This is a genomic window from Pseudomonas savastanoi (genome assembly GCF_020917325.1).
GTDB lineage: Bacteria > Pseudomonadota > Gammaproteobacteria > Pseudomonadales > Pseudomonadaceae > Aquipseudomonas > Aquipseudomonas amygdali.
Window position 1 is genome coordinate 901,366 of record NZ_CP076652.1, and the last position, 16,089, is coordinate 917,454.

Consider the following 16,089-nt stretch of genomic DNA (forward strand, 5'->3'; position numbering starts at 1 on the left):
AAATGGAAAGCACCTCTCTAGGCTTCCCTCCACTCACGATGGCGGTTTTCGTCGGCCTGGCCATTACGGCCATGGCTATCGACATGTTCTCCCACCGGGGAAACAAGCCGATCACCCTCGCGCAAGCCTCGGCGTGGTCGATTTTCTGGGTCGCCATTTCGCTGGCTTTTGCCGGTTTCCTGTATGTGCAGCACGGCTCCGAAGTCGCCACGCTGTTCGTTACCGGTTACGCGCTGGAAAAAGTGCTGAGCGTCGACAACCTGTTCGTGTTCATGGCGTTGTTCTCCTGGTTCAAGATCCCGGATGGCCTGCGCCACCGCGTTCTGTATTGGGGCATCATCGGCGCCATCGTCTTCCGCGGCATCTTCGTCGCCATTGGTACAGGCCTGCTGGCTTTGGGGCCGTGGGTCGAAGTGGTGTTTGCGGTCATCGTTGCTTGGACAGCCATCATGATGCTCAGAGCGGGTGATGACGACGACGAAGAAGTCGACTACTCGCAGCACATGGCGTATCGCTTCGCCAAGAAGCTGTTCCCGGTATGGCCGAAGCTGCACGGCAGCAACTTCTTCGTCCGTCGCTCGGTTCTGGAAGAAGAAGTCAAAAAACCGGAAAACGCCGGTATCACCCTGGCCGCCAAGGGCGCTCTGTTCGCGACCCCGTTGTTCCTGTGTCTGGTTGTGGCTGAAATCTCCGACGTGCTGTTCGCGTTCGACTCCGTGCCGGCAATCATCGCCGTGAGCCGCGAGCCGCTGATCGTGTTCTCGGCCATGCTGTTCGCGATTCTTGGTCTGCGTACCCTGTACTTCGTTCTTGAAGCCCTCAAGCGCTATCTGGTGCATCTGGAGAAAGCGGTTATTGCCTTGCTGTTCTTCATCGCCATCAAACTGGGACTGAACGCAACCAACCACCTGTTCCACCACGGTTACGAGATCAGCGCCAATACCAGCCTGCTGGTTGTGGTCGTCGTGTTGATCATCGGTATCGTTGCAAGCCTGCTCTTCCCGGGTAAAGAAGAACCCGCCGAAGAAAAAGCGTAAACACTGGATAAAGGAGATAACCGAATCATGGCTTTGACTCTGCAAAAAGGTGGCAACCTTTCGCTGTCGAAAACCGACCCTACCCTGACCAATGTACTGATTGGTCTGGGCTGGGATCCGCGTGCCACTGACGGCCAGGAATTTGACCTGGACGCCAGCGCATTTCTGCTGGGTGCCAATGGCAAGGTCCGCAGTGAAGCTGACTTCATTTTCTACAACCAGCTCAAGAGCGCCGATGGTTCCGTCGAACACACCGGTGACAACCGTACCGGTGCTGGTGATGGCGATGACGAAGTGCTCAAGGTCGATCTGGCCCGTGTCCCTGCCGACGTGGAGAAAGTTGTTTTCGTTGTGACCATTCACGACGCTGACAGCCGCAAGCAGAACTTCGGTCAGGTGGGCGGCTCGTTCATCCGTGTGCTGAATGAAAAATCCAGCTCGGAAATCGTTCGCTACGACCTGGCGGAAGACGCTTCGACTGAAACCGCGATGATCTTCGCCGAGCTGTACCGCAACAATGGCGAGTGGAAGTTCCGCGCAGTGGGTAGCGGCTTCGCCGGTGGCCTGAAAGCTGTGGCCAACTCTTTCGGCATGAATTTCTGATTCGCGCCTAACCATTTTTCCAGAAAGGATTACGAACATGGCAGTAAGTCTGAGTAAAGGCGGCAACGTTTCTCTGTCGAAAGAGGCTCCGGGCCTGACAGAAATCACCGTGGGCCTGGGCTGGGATCCACGCGTTACCGATGGCACCGAGTTCGATCTGGACGCGTCGGTCTTCATCGTTGGTGAAAGTGGCAAGGTGTTGGATGACAACAGCTTCATTTTCTACAACAACAAGAAATCGGCTGATGGCTCGGTCGAGCACTTGGGCGATAATCGTTCCGGCGCTGGCGATGGTGATGACGAGTCGGTAAACGTCAAACTCACCGGTCTGGCTGCTGCGGTCAAGAAGCTGGTTTTTGCGGTCACTATCCATTCGGCTGAAGAGCGCAAGCAGAGCTTTGGTCAGGTGTCCAACGCTTACATTCGCGTTGTGAACAAGGCTGACGGCAAGGAAATCGCTCGTTACGACCTGTCGGAAGACGCGTCGACTGAAACCGCGATGATTTTCGGCGAGCTGTACCGCAATGGCGACGAGTTCAAGTTCAAGGCCATTGGCCAAGGCTTTGCAGGCGGTCTGAAGCCGTTGGCAGAAGCGCACGGCGTGGCAATCGGCTAAACCCCGAGCAGCGCACGATAAAAACCCCTGCCAGCAATGGCGGGGGTTTTTTATTGGGGCTGATTACGAGGCTATCGTTGCGCACGCTCCAGCGTAGGACGCATCTTGCGACGCTCTGCATCGCAAAGAGGACGCAGAAGGGCGATAGTTGATGATCGTTCCGCACGCTCCAGCGTGGGAATGCAGTTCTCGACGCTCTGCGTCGCAAAGAGGACGCAGAGCGTCCGGAACGGCATGCGACGCGGAGCGTCGCACGATAGTTGAGATAGTTGAGATAGTTGAGATTGTCGTTCCGCAGGCTCCGGCTGGGAACGCAGTGCTCGACGCTCTGCGTTGTACGATAGTTGAGAGCTCGATGCGTTACAAAATCCCTGCACCCTTTGCCGCTTTCAGCCAGTCGGGAAACTCTTCCATCAGCAGGTCATAGAGCTTTTCTTCCGGGATCTCGTCCAGTCGGTCGAGGGCGAAGAAGTTGCAGTTGTCGACAACGCGACCGCCCATGTCATCAAGTTTTTCCAGAATGCCGTAACCGCGTCCGCCGAGGCCGACGAACTGCCAGAAGATCGGCAGTTTCGCCGCTTCGGTCATCAACCTGGTAATTTCGCGGTCCTGATGCACGCCGCCGTCGCTGATGAACAGGATGTAGACCGGAGTCTTGTCACCGGACTTCTTGTAGTAGTCGATGACCATGCGCATCGCCTTGGGCTCATCGTTGATGCGTGCGCCCAGTTCCCAGTCTTTCCAGCCGCCATGATCAGTTTTGATGAAGTTCTGGAAGTTGCTCAGCGTCACCGCATTTAACTGCTGGGGCTTTGCCCCGAAGGCCCAGCAGTCCAGTGCGCCGTCGTCGTCGAAATGCACGGCAAGCGGAATCAGGCGATCTACCACTTCCTGAACATGACCGCGGGTGTACTGCGGGTTCATCGAACCGGACGCATCCAGTACCAGACCAACCCTGGCCTTGGTATCGGTCAGTCTGGCTTTTTCCAGGCTGACCTGAGCCTTTTTGGCCAGGCTTATCAATTGCGGTGCGGCGTCAGCGATTTTCTTTTCCAGCGAAATACGCGCGGGTGCTGCTGGCGCGGGTGCCGGCACATCAGCCACTTCGCCGCCGAAATGCACCACCAGCGCGTCCAGCCCAGCGTTATAGCCCTGCAGATTGGAGGCGATGCGCCACTCGCCGTTCTTGCGATAGATATCGGCGACCATGATGGCTTTTTCGGCGGTGAAGGTTGCACCGGAGAACTCGCCGCGAGCCACTTCGCGGCCCTGACTCTGGATGCTGAAATGGCTCGCCTGAATCTCGCTCATGGTGCCCGCGCCATCGATGGACGCAGTAAATACCAATCGCTCTATCGAGGCAGGCAAGCCCGCGAGCGATAGCTGAAAATTCCCGCCATTGACCTGTTTGACGCTGTTGCAGGGGCTGCTCGGCTGATTGAAGAAAACCATGTAGCGGTCGTCCGACAGCTTGCCGTTGGCATCGACGCCGAAGCAGACGTAATCAATGACCTGTGCGGACTTGATGGCAATCGACAGGGTGAGATCAGAGCCCTGAATCAGGCCGGACAGGGGAACGCGTTGACCTTGAGTAATCTGCATGTCTCTTCCTTGGCAGTGAGGGCGCAGCATGGCCCTCGGTCGAATGACGAAGTGCTGACGTTAACGTTCGCTTCTGCCCACTCCGGCAGGCCCTGCTGCCAGCATGCGGCCGGCCAGTCGTGAGAAAGGCAGGCTTTGCAGCCACACAGTGCCAGGCCCGGTCAGTCTGGCGAAAAATACGCCTTCGCCGCCGAACAGCATCGACTTGATGCCGCCACCAACCATGCGGATATCGTAATCGACTGTCTGCGTCATGGCCGCCAGACATCCGGTATCGACATCCAGCGATTCGCCTGCCGCCAGCTCGATCTTGCGCACTGTGCCGCCCATGTGCACGAATACCCAGCCGTCGCCTTCCAGCTTTTGCAGAATGAAACCTTCGCCACCAAACAGGCCAGTGAGGATTTTTTTCTGAAACTGGATACCAATGGATACACCTTTGGCACCGGCCAGAAAGCTGTCCTTCTGGCAGATCAGTTTGCCGCCGAAATCCCGCAGGTTCAGTGGCAGGATGGTGCCGGGGTAGGGCGCTGCAAACGCTACGCGCCCCTTGCCCGAACCCTGTTGCGAAAACACCGTGGTGAACAGGCTTTCGCCGGTCAGCATGCGTTTGCCTGCACCGAACAGCGAGCCCAGCAGCCCTGAAGACTGGTTGCTGCCGTCGCCGAAGATGGTTTCCATCTGCACGTCGCAGGTCTTGTACATCATCGCCCCGGCTTCGGCGACGGCGCTTTCGCCGGGATCAAGCTCCAGCTCGACGAATTGCGTTTCCGCACCGTACAGCTTGAAGTCCACGCCATCAGTGGTTTGCGCCAGGCCATAGCCGCCCGAGGCGTTCGGGTCTGGCGTGAATGAAGGACGCTTGGCAGGAGGTGCAGGTGCAGCAGGTGCAGGTGCAGCCTGTGCGGGCAGCCCGGACGGTTTCGGCTGGATCATGTCCGGCGTCGGGTCCGGGAAGGGCGTCACGCCGTCCTTCTTCATGGCGCGCACCTGTGCCACCTGATAGATCGGCTGCCAGTCCGGCATGCCCTGTTTCCAGCACCATGCGCCGGGCGACTCGCGGGCAATCAGCCGTGCAGCGTCCGCATCCATCGGGCCAAGCTGTCGGCCCGCATTCATCACAAACCATAGTTCCAAAGCGTCTACTCCCGAGCGAATCGTGACAGTCGTTTGTGCGCGCGTTTGTGCGCGATATCAGAGGCTCAGGCGCATGGACAGGTCCACGGCCTTCACATCCTTGGTCATCGCACCAATGGAAATGTAATCCACACCGGTCTCGGCAATTACCCGCAGGGTGTCGTCATTGATGCCGCCGCTGGCTTCCAGGCGGGCGCGGCCAGCGGTCAGCCGCACGGCTTCGCGCATGTCATCGAGGCTGAGCTCATCGAGCATGATGATATCGGCACCTGCGTCCAGCGCCTGCTTGAGTTCACTCAGGCTTTCCACCTCGACTTCCACAGGCTTGCCCGGTGCAATCCGGTGGGCTGCCTCTACCGCCTGGGCAATGCCGCCACAGGCTGCGATATGGTTTTCCTTGATCAGAAAAGCGTCGTACAGACCGATGCGATGGTTATGACAGCCACCGCAGGTGACGGCGTATTTTTGCGCCAGGCGCAGGCCCGGCAGCGTCTTGCGGGTGTCCAGCAATTTGACCTGGGTGCCCGAGACCATGTCGGCGAAGTACTGCGCACGCGTGGCCACACCCGAGAGCATCTGGAGAAAGTTGAGCGCGCTGCGTTCGCCGGTTAGCAGCGAGCGAGCCGGACCTTCCAGGTGAAACAGCGCCTGATTAGGGCTGACCCGGTCGCCATCGGTCACCTGCCAGTGCACCGCCACGCGAGGGTCCAGTTGCCGGAAGACCGTATCGACCCATGCGGTGCCGGCGATTACCGCTGCATCGCGGGAAATGATGGTGGCCTTGGCCAGCCGTTCCGCCGGAATCAATTGGGCGGTGATATCGCCGCTGCCGACATCCTCAAGCAATGCGCGGCGCACATTGGCTTCGATCTCGGCGCTCAGGTCGGCAATTCGTAAATTCGGCATAGCGGGCTCCAGTAGCAAAGTCGTCCGAGTATAAGGCACCGCACACCGCTAACCCACCTGCGGCGATGCCCCGGTGCAGCCTTGAGAACATGCAGTTGGTCGGTTTGGCAAATTCGTTTGCGATGGAAAGCGAATATCGCGGTCTATCGCAGCATATGAGTGCCTTGTCACAGTTCCAACGACAACCATAGAAGTGTCACTGGCGTAGATGACAAGTTTTGAAAGATAATCCGACTTGTAATTGACGTCATGACTTTGACGTTTTGCAAGGCCAAGCGGGTCGCTTCACAGTGCGGGGGTAGCAAGCCACGTTTGTGATGGGGTTCAGGTTGTTTCCTGTCAGGGGGTGTAATGCCGAACGACGAAAAAGTAGTGCCGTTGAGCAAACTGCTCCCAGCGCAGGGGGCCGGTACTCCTTTGGCCCGATTACCTGTTGTGTTGTTGCAGGTCCGCGACAAGGCGGCCCAGCAGCTCAAGGATGCGTTGCAGGCGCTGTTCGACAACGCCGACGATACGCTGTTCGAAATGGCTGACCGCGCCCGCAGCAACACTGATCAGAACATCTTCTTTGAAGCCATGCGCGACCTGCGCCTGAAGCGCAAAAGTATCGAGCGTGGCTTCCTCGACAAGTTTTATGAGTCTTTTCTGGCTTTGGGCCAGTACCAGATTCATGAGCCCGTGCTGCCCACTGCCGTGTCGTTCGACAAACTGGCGCTGGTGAATAACGATGACCTCGAGAAGACCGTGGCTGTGGATGCGATGGTCAGTAAGGTCATGAGCCGTGACAGCCTCGCGCTGGGCCAGCTCACTGCACGCCTGAATGTTCTGATTCCGCAAGCTATCGCCGAGGATTCCAACCCGTTGGGTCCGGCAATGCTGTGCCGGTTTTTCCTGGATGCAGGACGTAGCCTTGGCGTCGAGATCAAGGTCAAGCTGATCATTCTCAAGCTGTTCGAGAAATACGTCCTGGCCAATACTGACCACCTTTACAGTGAAGCCAATCAACTGTTGATTGCCACGGGTGTGTTGCCGGACATGAAAGCACTGCCGGCCCGTCGATCGTCTGATCGGGCGGCTCCCAGGAATCGTGTCTCCGAAATGTCCGATCCTGCGCTGAATGAGGCCGCCGACAAGCTCGACAAGGGGGTGCAGGAAGTTTTCTCTGCCCTGCAGGAATTGTTGCTGCAGGTTCGCGGCAACCTCGCTCCGCGTCATGAGCCCAATGCCGAGGTTCGGCCGATTTCCAGCCGTGACCTGCTGCGCCTGCTTTCTCACCTGCAGCAGTACGTCCCGTCTCAAGACACCGCAGACGATTTTGACCTGCGCAATCAGCTGGAACAGTTGCTGACCCGAGTCAACGTCAAAACCGGCAAATCCAGGATTGTCGGCGGCGGCGATGAGGATGTGATCAACCTGATTGCCATGCTCTTCGAGTTCATCCTCGATGATCGCAACCTGACGCCTTCATTGCGTGCGCTGATCGGGCGCTTGCAGATCCCGATGCTCAAAGTGGCGGTGCTCGATAAAAGCTTTTTCAGTCGCGGCAGCCATCCGGCCCGCCGCCTGCTCAACGAAATTGCCACTGCCGCGCTGGGTTGGGGCAGTCGTGATGACTATCAGCGCGACTCGCTTTATCAGCGCGTCGAGCAGATCGTGCAGCGCCTGCTCAATGACTTTGTCGATGATCCGGCAATCTTCTCTGAATTGCTGGCGGATTTTCTGGCGTTCACCAGTGATGAACGTCGTCGCAGCGAGCTGCTTGAACAGCGCACCCGCGATGCCGAAGAGGGCCGCGCTCGTGCCGAACTGGCACGCCAGCAGGTACAGCATGAGTTGAATCAGCGCCTGCTGGGCCGCACCTTGCCGGAAGTGGTTGTGCGTCTGCTGCAGGAGGCCTGGAGCAAGGTGCTTCTGCTGACCTGCCTCAAGCATGGCGAAGAGTCCAGCGAGTGGCAGGCCGGGCTGGCGACCATGGATGAGCTGATCTGGAGCGTCGAACAGCATGACGACCCCCAGGCGCTGCAGCGCTTGCTCGATCTGGTGCCCGGGCTGCTCAAGTCCCTGCGCGATGGCCTGACCAGCGCTGCGTTCGACCCGTTTGCCACCAGCGAATTCTTCAGCCAACTGGAATCGCTGCATGTTCAGGCGTTCCAGCACTTCTCGCGCTTGCAGGAAGGCGGTGATGCCCAAGGTGGTGATACGTCGTTGACAGGCGCACAGCTCGTTGAAAGCCCGCCGATGATGGCCGTTGTTGAAGAAATCGTTCTGGTCACACCCGAAGAGCGGATGCTCAATGAGCCGACTGTGCAGCTGCCTGCCGACGATGCCGGTCTGCAGATGGTCGACAAATTGCGCGTCGGTTGCTGGGTCGAGATTCAGGAAGATGAAGAGCACAAGCTGCGCTGCAAACTGACCGCGATTGTCGAGCCGACCGGGCGCTATGTGTTCGTCAACCGAACCGGCATGAAGGTCCTGGAAAAGACCCGTACCGGTCTTGCCATCGAGTTTCGTCGCGGTGCCGTGCGGATTCTCGATGATGCGCTGCTGTTTGACCGGGCACTGGAATCGGTCATCAGCAACCTGCGCAAGCTCAAGGGTGCCTGATCTTATCTGATTGATTGTATTGCCGACGTTCTGCGTCGGCATGCAGTTCGTGAAGCCCGCGCCACCTATCTCAGCTGTGTAGCGTGTGTTTCCTACACCGCGGGTCTACGGCTAAACCTCCACATCCATTCCTGTCGCGGGCATAATCAGCGCCACTTATCCGCCCGTTCAAGGAGCGCTCATGCAACTGGACTCCGCAAGCGGCTGGTGCGATGGCGTACAGCATTGCCCTTCACCCAACTTCAATGCGCGGCCCGAAGGCGAAATCTCGCTGCTGGTCATCCACAACATCAGTCTGCCGCCTGCGCAATTCAAGACCGGCAAAGTGCAGGCTTTCTTTCAGAACCAGCTTGACAGCACCGAGCATCCCTACTTTGTGGGGATTGCCGATCTGCGCGTTTCAGCGCATTTTCTGATTGAACGTGATGGCGAGGTCATTCAGTTCGTCTCCTGTCTTGATCGCGCGTGGCACGCAGGGGTTTCCAGTTTTCAAGGGCGTGAGGGCTGTAATGACTTCTCTGTCGGCATTGAGCTGGAAGGAACTGACGAGCAGCCGTTCACCGAGGCGCAGTACGACGCTCTGATCGAGCTGACGCGTCAATTGCGTCGGGCTTTCGTGGCAATCACCCCCGAGCGCATCTGCGGTCACAGTGACATAGCGCCGGGACGCAAGACTGACCCTGGCCCATTTTTTGACTGGGCCAGGTTTCAAGCGGCTTTGCTGGATTGATGTGAGGGACGAACAATGAGTTTTCTGGTGCTACTGCTGGCCGTTCTTGTCGAGAAGTTTTCGGCGCTGCGTCAGCGCGTTCAGCGTGACGGGCCCTGGCTGAAGGAACTGGCCAGGCTCGAAGCCAGCCCGCGGACGGCGACACGTCCCTGGGTCATGCTGGCGCTGCTGGTTCTAGTGCCTGTCCTGCTGCTGCAACTGGCGCTGACCATCATTGGCTCGGTGGCTTATGGCTGGCTGGTCCTGCCTATCCACTTGCTGGTGCTGATCTACAGCCTGGGCCGGGTTGATCTGATCGCGGTACTCGGGCCGTTTCGTGATGCCTGCAGACGTGGGGATACGCAGGCTGCGGTGCACGTGGCCGGGCGCGACATGGGTGTGCAGGCAGACAACGGCGAGCAATTGCTGCACGGCGTGCAGGGCTACATGCTCTGGCAGGCGTTTCAGAGTTTCTTCGCCGTTATTTTCTGGTATTTCGTGCTCGGCCCGGTAGCGGCATTGGCCTACAGGCTGTTGGCGCTTGCCGCTGAACAGGGTACGACACCTGCACTGGTAGAGCGGGCAGGGCAACTGCGCCACGCCTTTGAGTGGGTGCCGGTCAGGCTGCTCGCCGCAAGCTTTGCGCTGGTCGGCAACTTTGTAGCCGTGAGTCGCGTGATGTTGCACGAACTGCTCAACTGGAACATCAGCGCCGCACAGCTGATTACGCGCGTGGGTTGCGCCGCCAGCGAGGTGCCGCCGCCGGTGATCGGTCCGCAAGGCGTTACCGGTCTCGACATGCTCTGGGAGTTGCTGGTTCGTGCAGCGATTGTCTGGTACGCAGGATTTGCGTTGTGGACCCTGTTGCGCTGATTCGGCTCAGCAGTGTTGACCCAACGATTTTGACTTAGGCGCTGGCTGTACGAGGCCAGCCGAACAGCTCGCAGGCATTCTCGGTGCTCGCCTGGGCCAGGCGCTCCGAGGGGATCTTCATCAGGTCGGCGAGCGCTCGGCAAATCTCAGGCAAGTGCTGCGGGCTGTTGCGTATGTAGGGGTGCATGGCAGGTGCCATGTCCGGTGAGTCGGTTTCCAGCACGACGCTGTCCAGCGGCAGCTCGGCGATGACACGATGCATGCGCAGCGCCTGCGGCCATGTCGCTGCGCCGCCAAGGCCCAGTTTGAAGCCCAGCTTTATGTATTCACGCGCCTCTTCACGACTGCCTGCAAAGGCGTGAACGATGCCGCTGCGTTTGAGTTTGTGGCGTTTGAGGGCGGCAATTACGTCAGCGTGACTGCGGCGCACATGCAGCAGGGCGGGCAGGTTGAAGTCTGATGCCAATTGCAGTTGTGCTTCAAAGAGCTCCTGCTGACGTGGCTTGTCCGGATGCTCGACGTAATAATCCAGACCGATCTCGCCCACTGCACACAACTGCGGATGGCCTTGCAGACGCGTCAGCCAGCCCGCCAGCTCGTTCAGGTGTTCGGCCCGGTGCTCATCGATGTACACCGGATGCAGCCCGAAAGCTGCATGCAGGGCAGGGTTTGCTTCGGTCAGCTCCCACAGCCGCTGCCAGTTGCGCTGATACACCCCAAGCACCACGATGCGCTGCACGCCGAGTGACAGGCAGCTATCCAGGACCTGGGCGCGGTCGGCATCGAAATCCGCAAAGTCCAGGTGGGTGTGGGTATCGATCAGCGTCACATTCACACCTCGTGAATACGTTGCTTGAAGGCGCGTGCAATGGCATGCACACCAGGCTGATAAGTATCCTTCTCGATAGCGGCCAGGGCTAGTCGCAGCGCCGTGTCGGCGATCAACTGGTGCTGCTGGGCCATGGCATTGACGGGCAACGGCAGGAAGTCCAGCAGTTGTGTATCGCCGAAGGTGCCCAGGTGCAATTGAGTCGATTGCAGTGCCTGACTTTGCAGCACATCGAAGACGCCTTGCAGCAGCACATAGGAGGTGGTGATCAGCGCATCGGGAAAATGCCCCTGACGCTGTAGCATCTCCGTCATCAAACGCTGGCCACACTGACGGCTGAACGCTTCGCCGTGCTCGATGATGGTGGCTCCGGTAAAACCGTCGAGTGCGTGTTCGAAGCCTGCGGCACGCGCGCGACTGATGCTCAGCTCTGGGCGTGCTCCGATCAGGGCGATGTGTCGCGGTCGGGTTTGCAGCAGGCTGCGGGTCAGTTGCAGGCTCGCGTCATGGTCGTCGCTGACCACCGAGCAGAAAAATTCGGGATTCATTTCCCGGTCGATGGCGATGATCGGCATGCCCTTGAGCTGCAAGTCGCGGTAGCTGTCGTCATCAGGTGGCAAGCAACTGGCGACCAGTAGCGCATCGCAACGGCGTGCACGGAAAAGCTGCAAGAGCTGCAGTTCGCTGACAGGGTCGTCATCGGAGCTGGCAATCAGCAGTTGATAGCCGAGACTGCGTGCGCCCTGTTCAAGCAATTTGGCGATGCGCGCATAACTGGGGTTTTCCAGGTCCGGCAGGATGAAGCCCAGCGTTTTGCTGTGACGGCTGCGCAGGCCCGCCGCTTGCGGGTTGGGTCGGAAGTCATGTTGCTCGACCACTGCCTTGACGCGCTCGACCGTTGCCGGGCTGATGCGTTGTTGTTCGGCCTTGCCATTGATCACGTAACTGGCCGTAGTGACAGAAACACCTGCCAGACGTGCAATATCGCTCAGTTTCACCCCGAAATTTCCTTTAGTCAGGTAAGTGGCTCTGGACAGTCGAATTATTTTTGCTATGACGATGATCTTTACACCAGACCGTAGGAAATTCCCATGTGCTTCAAGTATTTTGGGAAGTGTCCCACAGTGATCAGACCGACTGGGCTTCAATGAATCCTCAGAATCGAGTAACGTGCCGGGCAATTGTAGATTAAACGATTCAGCACGCCTGTTGTCTGCTGCAATCTAGATGAAAGTGATGTCCGATACGATGTCCGGACAAGCATCACTTGCATCCCCCCAAGCTGTCGATCACGTGATCGTCATTAAAACAAGAATCAGGTGGCGCCTTGGCGCTGCACAGGAGTCAAGGCAATGCTCGAACTCACTCTGGAGCAAATATCCATGGCCCGGTCGGCTGTGGATAAAACTGCCGCACTTAAGCTGATTGCCGACCACCTGGTCGCTGATGGCCTGGTTGCCGAGGGCTACCTCACCGGGCTGATGAGCCGTGAGCAGCAGGGCTCGACCTTTCTCGGTCAGGGCATCGCCATCCCGCACGGTACCCCCGAAACCCGCGATCTGGTGGTTACCACCGGTGTGCGTCTGATGCAGTTCCCCGAAGGGGTGGACTGGGGCGACGGGCAAATGGTCTATCTGGCGATTGGTATTGCGGCCAAGTCCGATGAGCACTTGCGCCTGCTACAACTGCTGACCCGCGCGTTGGGTGAAGAGGATCTGGGCCAGGCGCTGCGTGAAGCCAAGACGCCGGAAGACCTGCTCAAACTGCTACAGGGCGCACCTCAGGAACTGGCGCTCGACGCACAGATGATCAGCCTCGGCGTATCGGCCGACGATTTTGAAGAACTGGTCTGGCGCGGCGCACGCCTGCTGCGCAAAGCCGACTGTGTGAGCAACGGTTTCGCTGCCGTGCTGCAGCAGGTTGAAGCGTTGTCGCTGGGTGATGGCCTGTGGTGGCTGCACAGCGAGCAAACGGTCAAACGCCCGGGTCTCGCGTTCGTCACGCCGGACAAACCTATCCGTTATCTGGGCCAGCCGCTGACCGGTTTGTTCTGTCTCGCCAGTCTGGGTGAGGCGCATCAGGCGCTGCTGGAGCGTCTGTGCCTGTTGCTGATCGAAGGCCGTGGCCATGAGTTGGGCCACGCCACCAACAGTCGCGTTGTGCTGGAAGCTCTGGGCGGCGAAGTGCCTGCCGAGTGGCCGACCCAGCGCGTTCAGCTGGCCAACGCCCACGGCTTGCATGCCCGTCCGGCGAAGATACTGGCGCAACTGGCCAAGGAGTTTGACGGCGAGATCCGCATGCGCGTGCTGGAAAGCGGCGAATCTGCGGTGTCGGCCAAGAGCCTGAGCAAGCTGCTCAGCCTCGGCGCCCGCCGTGGTCAGACGCTGGAGTTCATTGCCGAACCGACGATTGCCAACGACGCGTTGCCTGCCCTGATCGCCGCAGTGGAGCAGGGCCTGGGTGAAGAAGTCGAACCTTTGCCCGTTGCTTCAGAGGCTCAGGCTGCACCAGCGCCTGCTGCTGTAGCCAAGCCGCTCAACGCCCCGGCTGCCGGTAGCGTGTTGCAGGCCGTGCCTGCTTCGCCGGGCATTGCTATCGGCCCGGCCCACGTTCAGGTGCTGCAAAGCTTTGATTATCCGCAGCAGGGTGAGTCTGTGGCTGCCGAACGCGAGCGTCTGCACAAGGCGATCGGTGAAGTCCGCAGCGACATCGAAAACCTCATTCAGCGCAGCAAGTCCAAGGCCATCCGGGAAATCTTCATCACCCACCAGGAAATGCTCGAAGACCCGGAACTGACCAACGAGGTCGAGGCGCGCCTCAACAACGACGAAAGCGCGGCTGCGGCCTGGGCCACGGTCATCGAGACCGCTGCCGTTCAGCAGGAACAACTGCAGGACGCGCTGCTGGCCGAGCGTGCCGCCGACCTGCGTGATGTGGGGCGTCGCGTGCTGGCGCAGATCTGTGGCGTCGAAACCGTTGCAGCCCCGGACGAACCTTACATTCTGGTGATGGACGAAGTCGGCCCATCCGACGTAGCCCGTCTGGACCCGGCGCAGGTCGCTGGTATCCTCACCGCCCGTGGCGGCGCGACTGCGCACAGTGCCATCGTGGCGCGTGCGCTGGGCATTCCCGCACTGGTCGGTGCCGGTGACGAAGTGCTGCTGCTCAAGCCCGGCACCGTGCTACTGCTCGACAGCCAGCGCGGGCGGCTGACCGTCGCACCTGATGAAGCAACCCTGCAGCGCGCCGCTCAGGACCGCGATGCTCGCGAAGAGCGTCTCAAGGCCGCAGCGGCAGCGCGTATGGAGCCTGCTGTGACGCGTGACGGGCATGCCGTCGAAGTGTTCGCCAATATCGGCGATAGCACCGGGACGCCAGCGGCTGTGGAGCAGGGCGCGGAAGGCGTTGGCCTGCTGCGCACCGAGTTGCTGTTCATGGCGCATTCTCAGGCCCCCGATGAAGCGACGCAGGAAGCTGAATACCGTCGCGTGCTGACTGATCTGGGCGGCCGTCCGCTGGTGGTGCGTACGCTGGACGTGGGTGGCGACAAACCTTTGCCTTACTGGCCGATCGCCAAAGAGGAAAACCCGTTCCTTGGCGTACGCGGTATCCGCCTGACCCTGCAACGCCCGGATGTGATGGAAAGCCAGCTGCGCGCCCTGTTACGCGCGGCAGACAGCGGCCCGTTGCGCATCATGTTCCCGATGATCGGCACGCTTGAAGAGTGGCGTCAGGCGCGGGAAATGACCGAGCGGTTGCGCGAGGAAATTCCGGTCAGCGACCTGCAACTGGGGATCATGATCGAAGTGCCATCGGCGGCGCTGATTGCCCCGGTGCTGGCCAAGGAAGTGGACTTCTTCAGCATCGGCACCAATGACCTGACGCAATACACCATGGCCATCGACCGTGGTCACCCGACGCTGTCGGCCCAGGCTGACGGCCTGCACCCGTCGGTGCTGCAACTGATCGACATGACCGTGCGTGCTGCGCATGCCAACGGCAAATGGGTGGGCGTGTGCGGCGAACTGGCCGCCGATCCGCTGGCGGTGCCGATTCTGGTCGGGCTGGGCGTGGATGAATTGAGTGTATCGGCGCGCAGCATTGGCGAGGTCAAGGCCTGCGTCCGTGAACTGACCCTGAGCAGCGCGCGCCAACTGGCGCAAAATGCGCTGACGGCGGGCAGCGCTGCCGAAGTCCGCGCGCTTGTGGAGGCTGTGTAATGGCTAAGATTCTTACCCTGACCATGAACCCGGCGCTGGACCTGACTGTGCAGTTGGGCCAGTTGGAGCTGGGCCAGGTCAACCGCAGCAATGCAATGCTCACTCACGCAGCGGGCAAAGGCCTGAATGTGGCGCAGGTGCTGGCAGACCTGGGCCACGACCTGACCGTTGCCGGTTTTCTCGGTGTCGACAACCAGCAAGCGTTCGAGGCGTTGTTCGAACGTCGCAACTTTGTTGACGAGTTCGTCCGCGTGCCGGGAGAAACCCGCAGCAATATCAAGCTGGCCGAAGGCAGTGGCCGCATCACCGACCTGAACGGCCCTGGCCCGCAGGTCAGTGAAGAGGCACAGCAAGCGCTGTTCGCCCGTGTGCAACAGATTGCATCAGGTTTCGACGTTGTGGTCGTTGCTGGCAGCCTGCCGCGTGGTGTCACGCCGGAGTGGCTGCACAAACTATTGGTGATGCTCAAGGACCTCGGTCTGAAAGTAGCGCTGGACAGCAGCGGCCTGGCCCTGCGCGCCGGTCTTACCGCCGGGCCGTGGCTGATCAAGCCCAACACCGAAGAACTGGCCGATGCGCTCGACGCACCGATCATTTCCATCGCCGCGCAAGCCGAAGTGGCTGCTCGCCTGCACACGCAGGGCATCGAGCATGTGGTGATCTCTCAAGGCTCTGAAGGCGTGCACTGGTTCAGTCCGAGTGTGGCGCTGCACTCGCTGCCGCCCAAGGTCACGGTGGCCAGCACGGTAGGTGCTGGTGATTCGCTTCTGGCCGGCATGGTGCACGGGCTGATCAGCGCTCACGAGCCACAGAAGACCTTGCGCACCGCTACGGCGATTGCCGCCATGGCAGTGACCCAGATCGGTTTCGGTATCACCGATGCCGCGCAACTCAAACGGCTTGAAGGCGGCGTCACTGTACGCAGCCTTTCAGAACAATAAGAGAGGATCGTC

The 16,089-nt window shown here is 59.7% G+C and carries 13 protein-coding genes; 8 read left to right on the forward strand and 5 right to left on the reverse strand.

Going from position 1 to position 16,089, the window contains the following annotated elements:
* Positions 1-2 precede the first annotated feature (2 nt).
* Genes KP808_RS03970 through KP808_RS03980 form a run of 3 tightly spaced genes read left to right on the forward strand, consistent with a single transcriptional unit; the run spans position 3 to position 2,256 of the window.
* Positions 3-1,037: a TerC/Alx family metal homeostasis membrane protein gene (locus tag KP808_RS03970; RefSeq protein ID WP_004663703.1), complete on the forward strand. Its 1,035-nt coding sequence runs from the start codon at positions 3-5 to the stop codon at positions 1,035-1,037.
* Between the two features lie 27 nt (positions 1,038-1,064).
* On the forward strand, positions 1,065-1,640 hold the full coding sequence (locus KP808_RS03975; protein ID WP_058400353.1) for a TerD family protein: 576 nt from the start codon (positions 1,065-1,067) through the stop codon (positions 1,638-1,640).
* 37 nt (positions 1,641-1,677) lie between these two features.
* Complete coding sequence (locus tag KP808_RS03980) at positions 1,678-2,256, forward strand: TerD family protein (RefSeq protein ID WP_002552039.1); 579 nt, start codon at positions 1,678-1,680, stop codon at positions 2,254-2,256.
* 360 nt (positions 2,257-2,616) lie between these two features.
* On the opposite strand, the gene KP808_RS03985 is transcribed toward KP808_RS03980, so the two are convergent.
* The 3 genes from KP808_RS03985 to nadC are packed head-to-tail and all read right to left on the reverse strand — an operon-like array spanning position 2,617 to position 5,901.
* On the reverse strand, positions 2,617-3,858 hold the full coding sequence (locus KP808_RS03985) for a VWA domain-containing protein (RefSeq protein ID WP_230017488.1): 1,242 nt from the start codon (positions 3,856-3,858) through the stop codon (positions 2,617-2,619).
* Between the two features lie 60 nt (positions 3,859-3,918).
* A complete protein-coding gene (locus KP808_RS03990; protein WP_058400356.1) occupies positions 3,919-4,995 on the reverse strand; it encodes a TIGR00266 family protein in 1,077 nt (358 codons plus the stop codon).
* A 57-nt stretch (positions 4,996-5,052) separates the two neighbouring features.
* Entirely contained in the window at positions 5,053-5,901 is an 849-nt protein-coding gene (gene nadC, locus KP808_RS03995) for a carboxylating nicotinate-nucleotide diphosphorylase (protein ID WP_058400357.1), read from the reverse strand.
* 351 nt (positions 5,902-6,252) lie between these two features.
* On the opposite strand from nadC, the gene KP808_RS04000 reads away from it, so the two are divergent.
* The 3 genes from KP808_RS04000 to ampE all read left to right on the forward strand — a co-directional run bounded on the left by KP808_RS04000 (position 6,253) and on the right by ampE (position 10,087).
* Positions 6,253-8,505 carry a DUF1631 domain-containing protein gene (locus KP808_RS04000; protein ID WP_230017489.1) on the forward strand — a complete coding sequence of 751 codons (2,253 nt, stop codon included), beginning with the start codon at positions 6,253-6,255 and terminating at the stop codon, positions 8,503-8,505.
* A gap of 181 nt (positions 8,506-8,686) precedes the next feature.
* Complete coding sequence (gene ampD / locus KP808_RS04005; protein ID WP_004658638.1) at positions 8,687-9,235, forward strand: 1,6-anhydro-N-acetylmuramyl-L-alanine amidase AmpD; 549 nt, start codon at positions 8,687-8,689, stop codon at positions 9,233-9,235.
* Positions 9,236-9,250: 15 nt separating this feature from the next.
* Complete coding sequence (gene ampE, locus KP808_RS04010) at positions 9,251-10,087, forward strand: regulatory signaling modulator protein AmpE (protein WP_010196296.1); 837 nt, start codon at positions 9,251-9,253, stop codon at positions 10,085-10,087.
* 34 nt (positions 10,088-10,121) lie between these two features.
* Here ampE and KP808_RS04015 read toward each other — a convergent pair whose 3' ends face one another.
* Positions 10,122-10,922, reverse strand: a complete 801-nt coding sequence (locus KP808_RS04015; RefSeq protein WP_193601370.1) for a TatD family hydrolase — start codon at positions 10,920-10,922, stop codon at positions 10,122-10,124.
* The gene (cra, locus tag KP808_RS04020) at positions 10,919-11,914 is read right to left on the reverse strand and encodes a catabolite repressor/activator (RefSeq protein WP_230017490.1); all 996 of its coding nucleotides are present in this window, start codon (positions 11,912-11,914) and stop codon (positions 10,919-10,921) included. The genes KP808_RS04015 and cra overlap by 4 nt, the downstream gene beginning before the upstream one ends.
* Positions 11,915-12,268: 354 nt before the next feature.
* Between cra and ptsP the strand changes: the two genes are divergently transcribed.
* Together ptsP and pfkB are read left to right on the forward strand one after the other, a co-directional pair.
* Positions 12,269-15,136: a phosphoenolpyruvate--protein phosphotransferase gene (ptsP, locus tag KP808_RS04025; RefSeq protein ID WP_230017491.1), complete on the forward strand. Its 2,868-nt coding sequence runs from the start codon at positions 12,269-12,271 to the stop codon at positions 15,134-15,136.
* Positions 15,136-16,077 (forward strand): 1-phosphofructokinase, encoded by a 942-nt coding sequence (pfkB, locus tag KP808_RS04030; RefSeq protein WP_002552049.1) that lies wholly within the window; start codon positions 15,136-15,138, stop codon positions 16,075-16,077. Before ptsP ends, pfkB begins: the two co-directional genes overlap by 1 nt.
* Positions 16,078-16,089: the final 12 nt, after the last annotated feature.

Bases quoted from the DNA above. Each gene is read 5' to 3' on its own strand.
- KP808_RS03970 (WP_004663703.1), top strand. From the start codon at position 3: ATGGAAAGCACCTCTCTAGGCTTCCCTCCACTCACGATGGCGGTTTTC.
- KP808_RS03975 (WP_058400353.1), top strand. From the start codon at position 1,065: ATGGCTTTGACTCTGCAAAAAGGTGGCAACCTTTCGCTGTCGAAAACC.
- KP808_RS03980 (WP_002552039.1), top strand. From the start codon at position 1,678: ATGGCAGTAAGTCTGAGTAAAGGCGGCAACGTTTCTCTGTCGAAAGAG.
- KP808_RS03985 (WP_230017488.1), bottom strand. From the start codon at position 3,858: ATGCAGATTACTCAAGGTCAACGCGTTCCCCTGTCCGGCCTGATTCAG.
- nadC (WP_058400357.1), bottom strand. From the start codon at position 5,901: ATGCCGAATTTACGAATTGCCGACCTGAGCGCCGAGATCGAAGCCAAT.
- KP808_RS04000 (WP_230017489.1), top strand. From the start codon at position 6,253: ATGCCGAACGACGAAAAAGTAGTGCCGTTGAGCAAACTGCTCCCAGCG.
- ampD (WP_004658638.1), top strand. From the start codon at position 8,687: ATGCAACTGGACTCCGCAAGCGGCTGGTGCGATGGCGTACAGCATTGC.
- ampE (WP_010196296.1), top strand. From the start codon at position 9,251: ATGAGTTTTCTGGTGCTACTGCTGGCCGTTCTTGTCGAGAAGTTTTCG.
- ptsP (WP_230017491.1), top strand. From the start codon at position 12,269: ATGCTCGAACTCACTCTGGAGCAAATATCCATGGCCCGGTCGGCTGTG.
- pfkB (WP_002552049.1), top strand. From the start codon at position 15,136: ATGGCTAAGATTCTTACCCTGACCATGAACCCGGCGCTGGACCTGACT.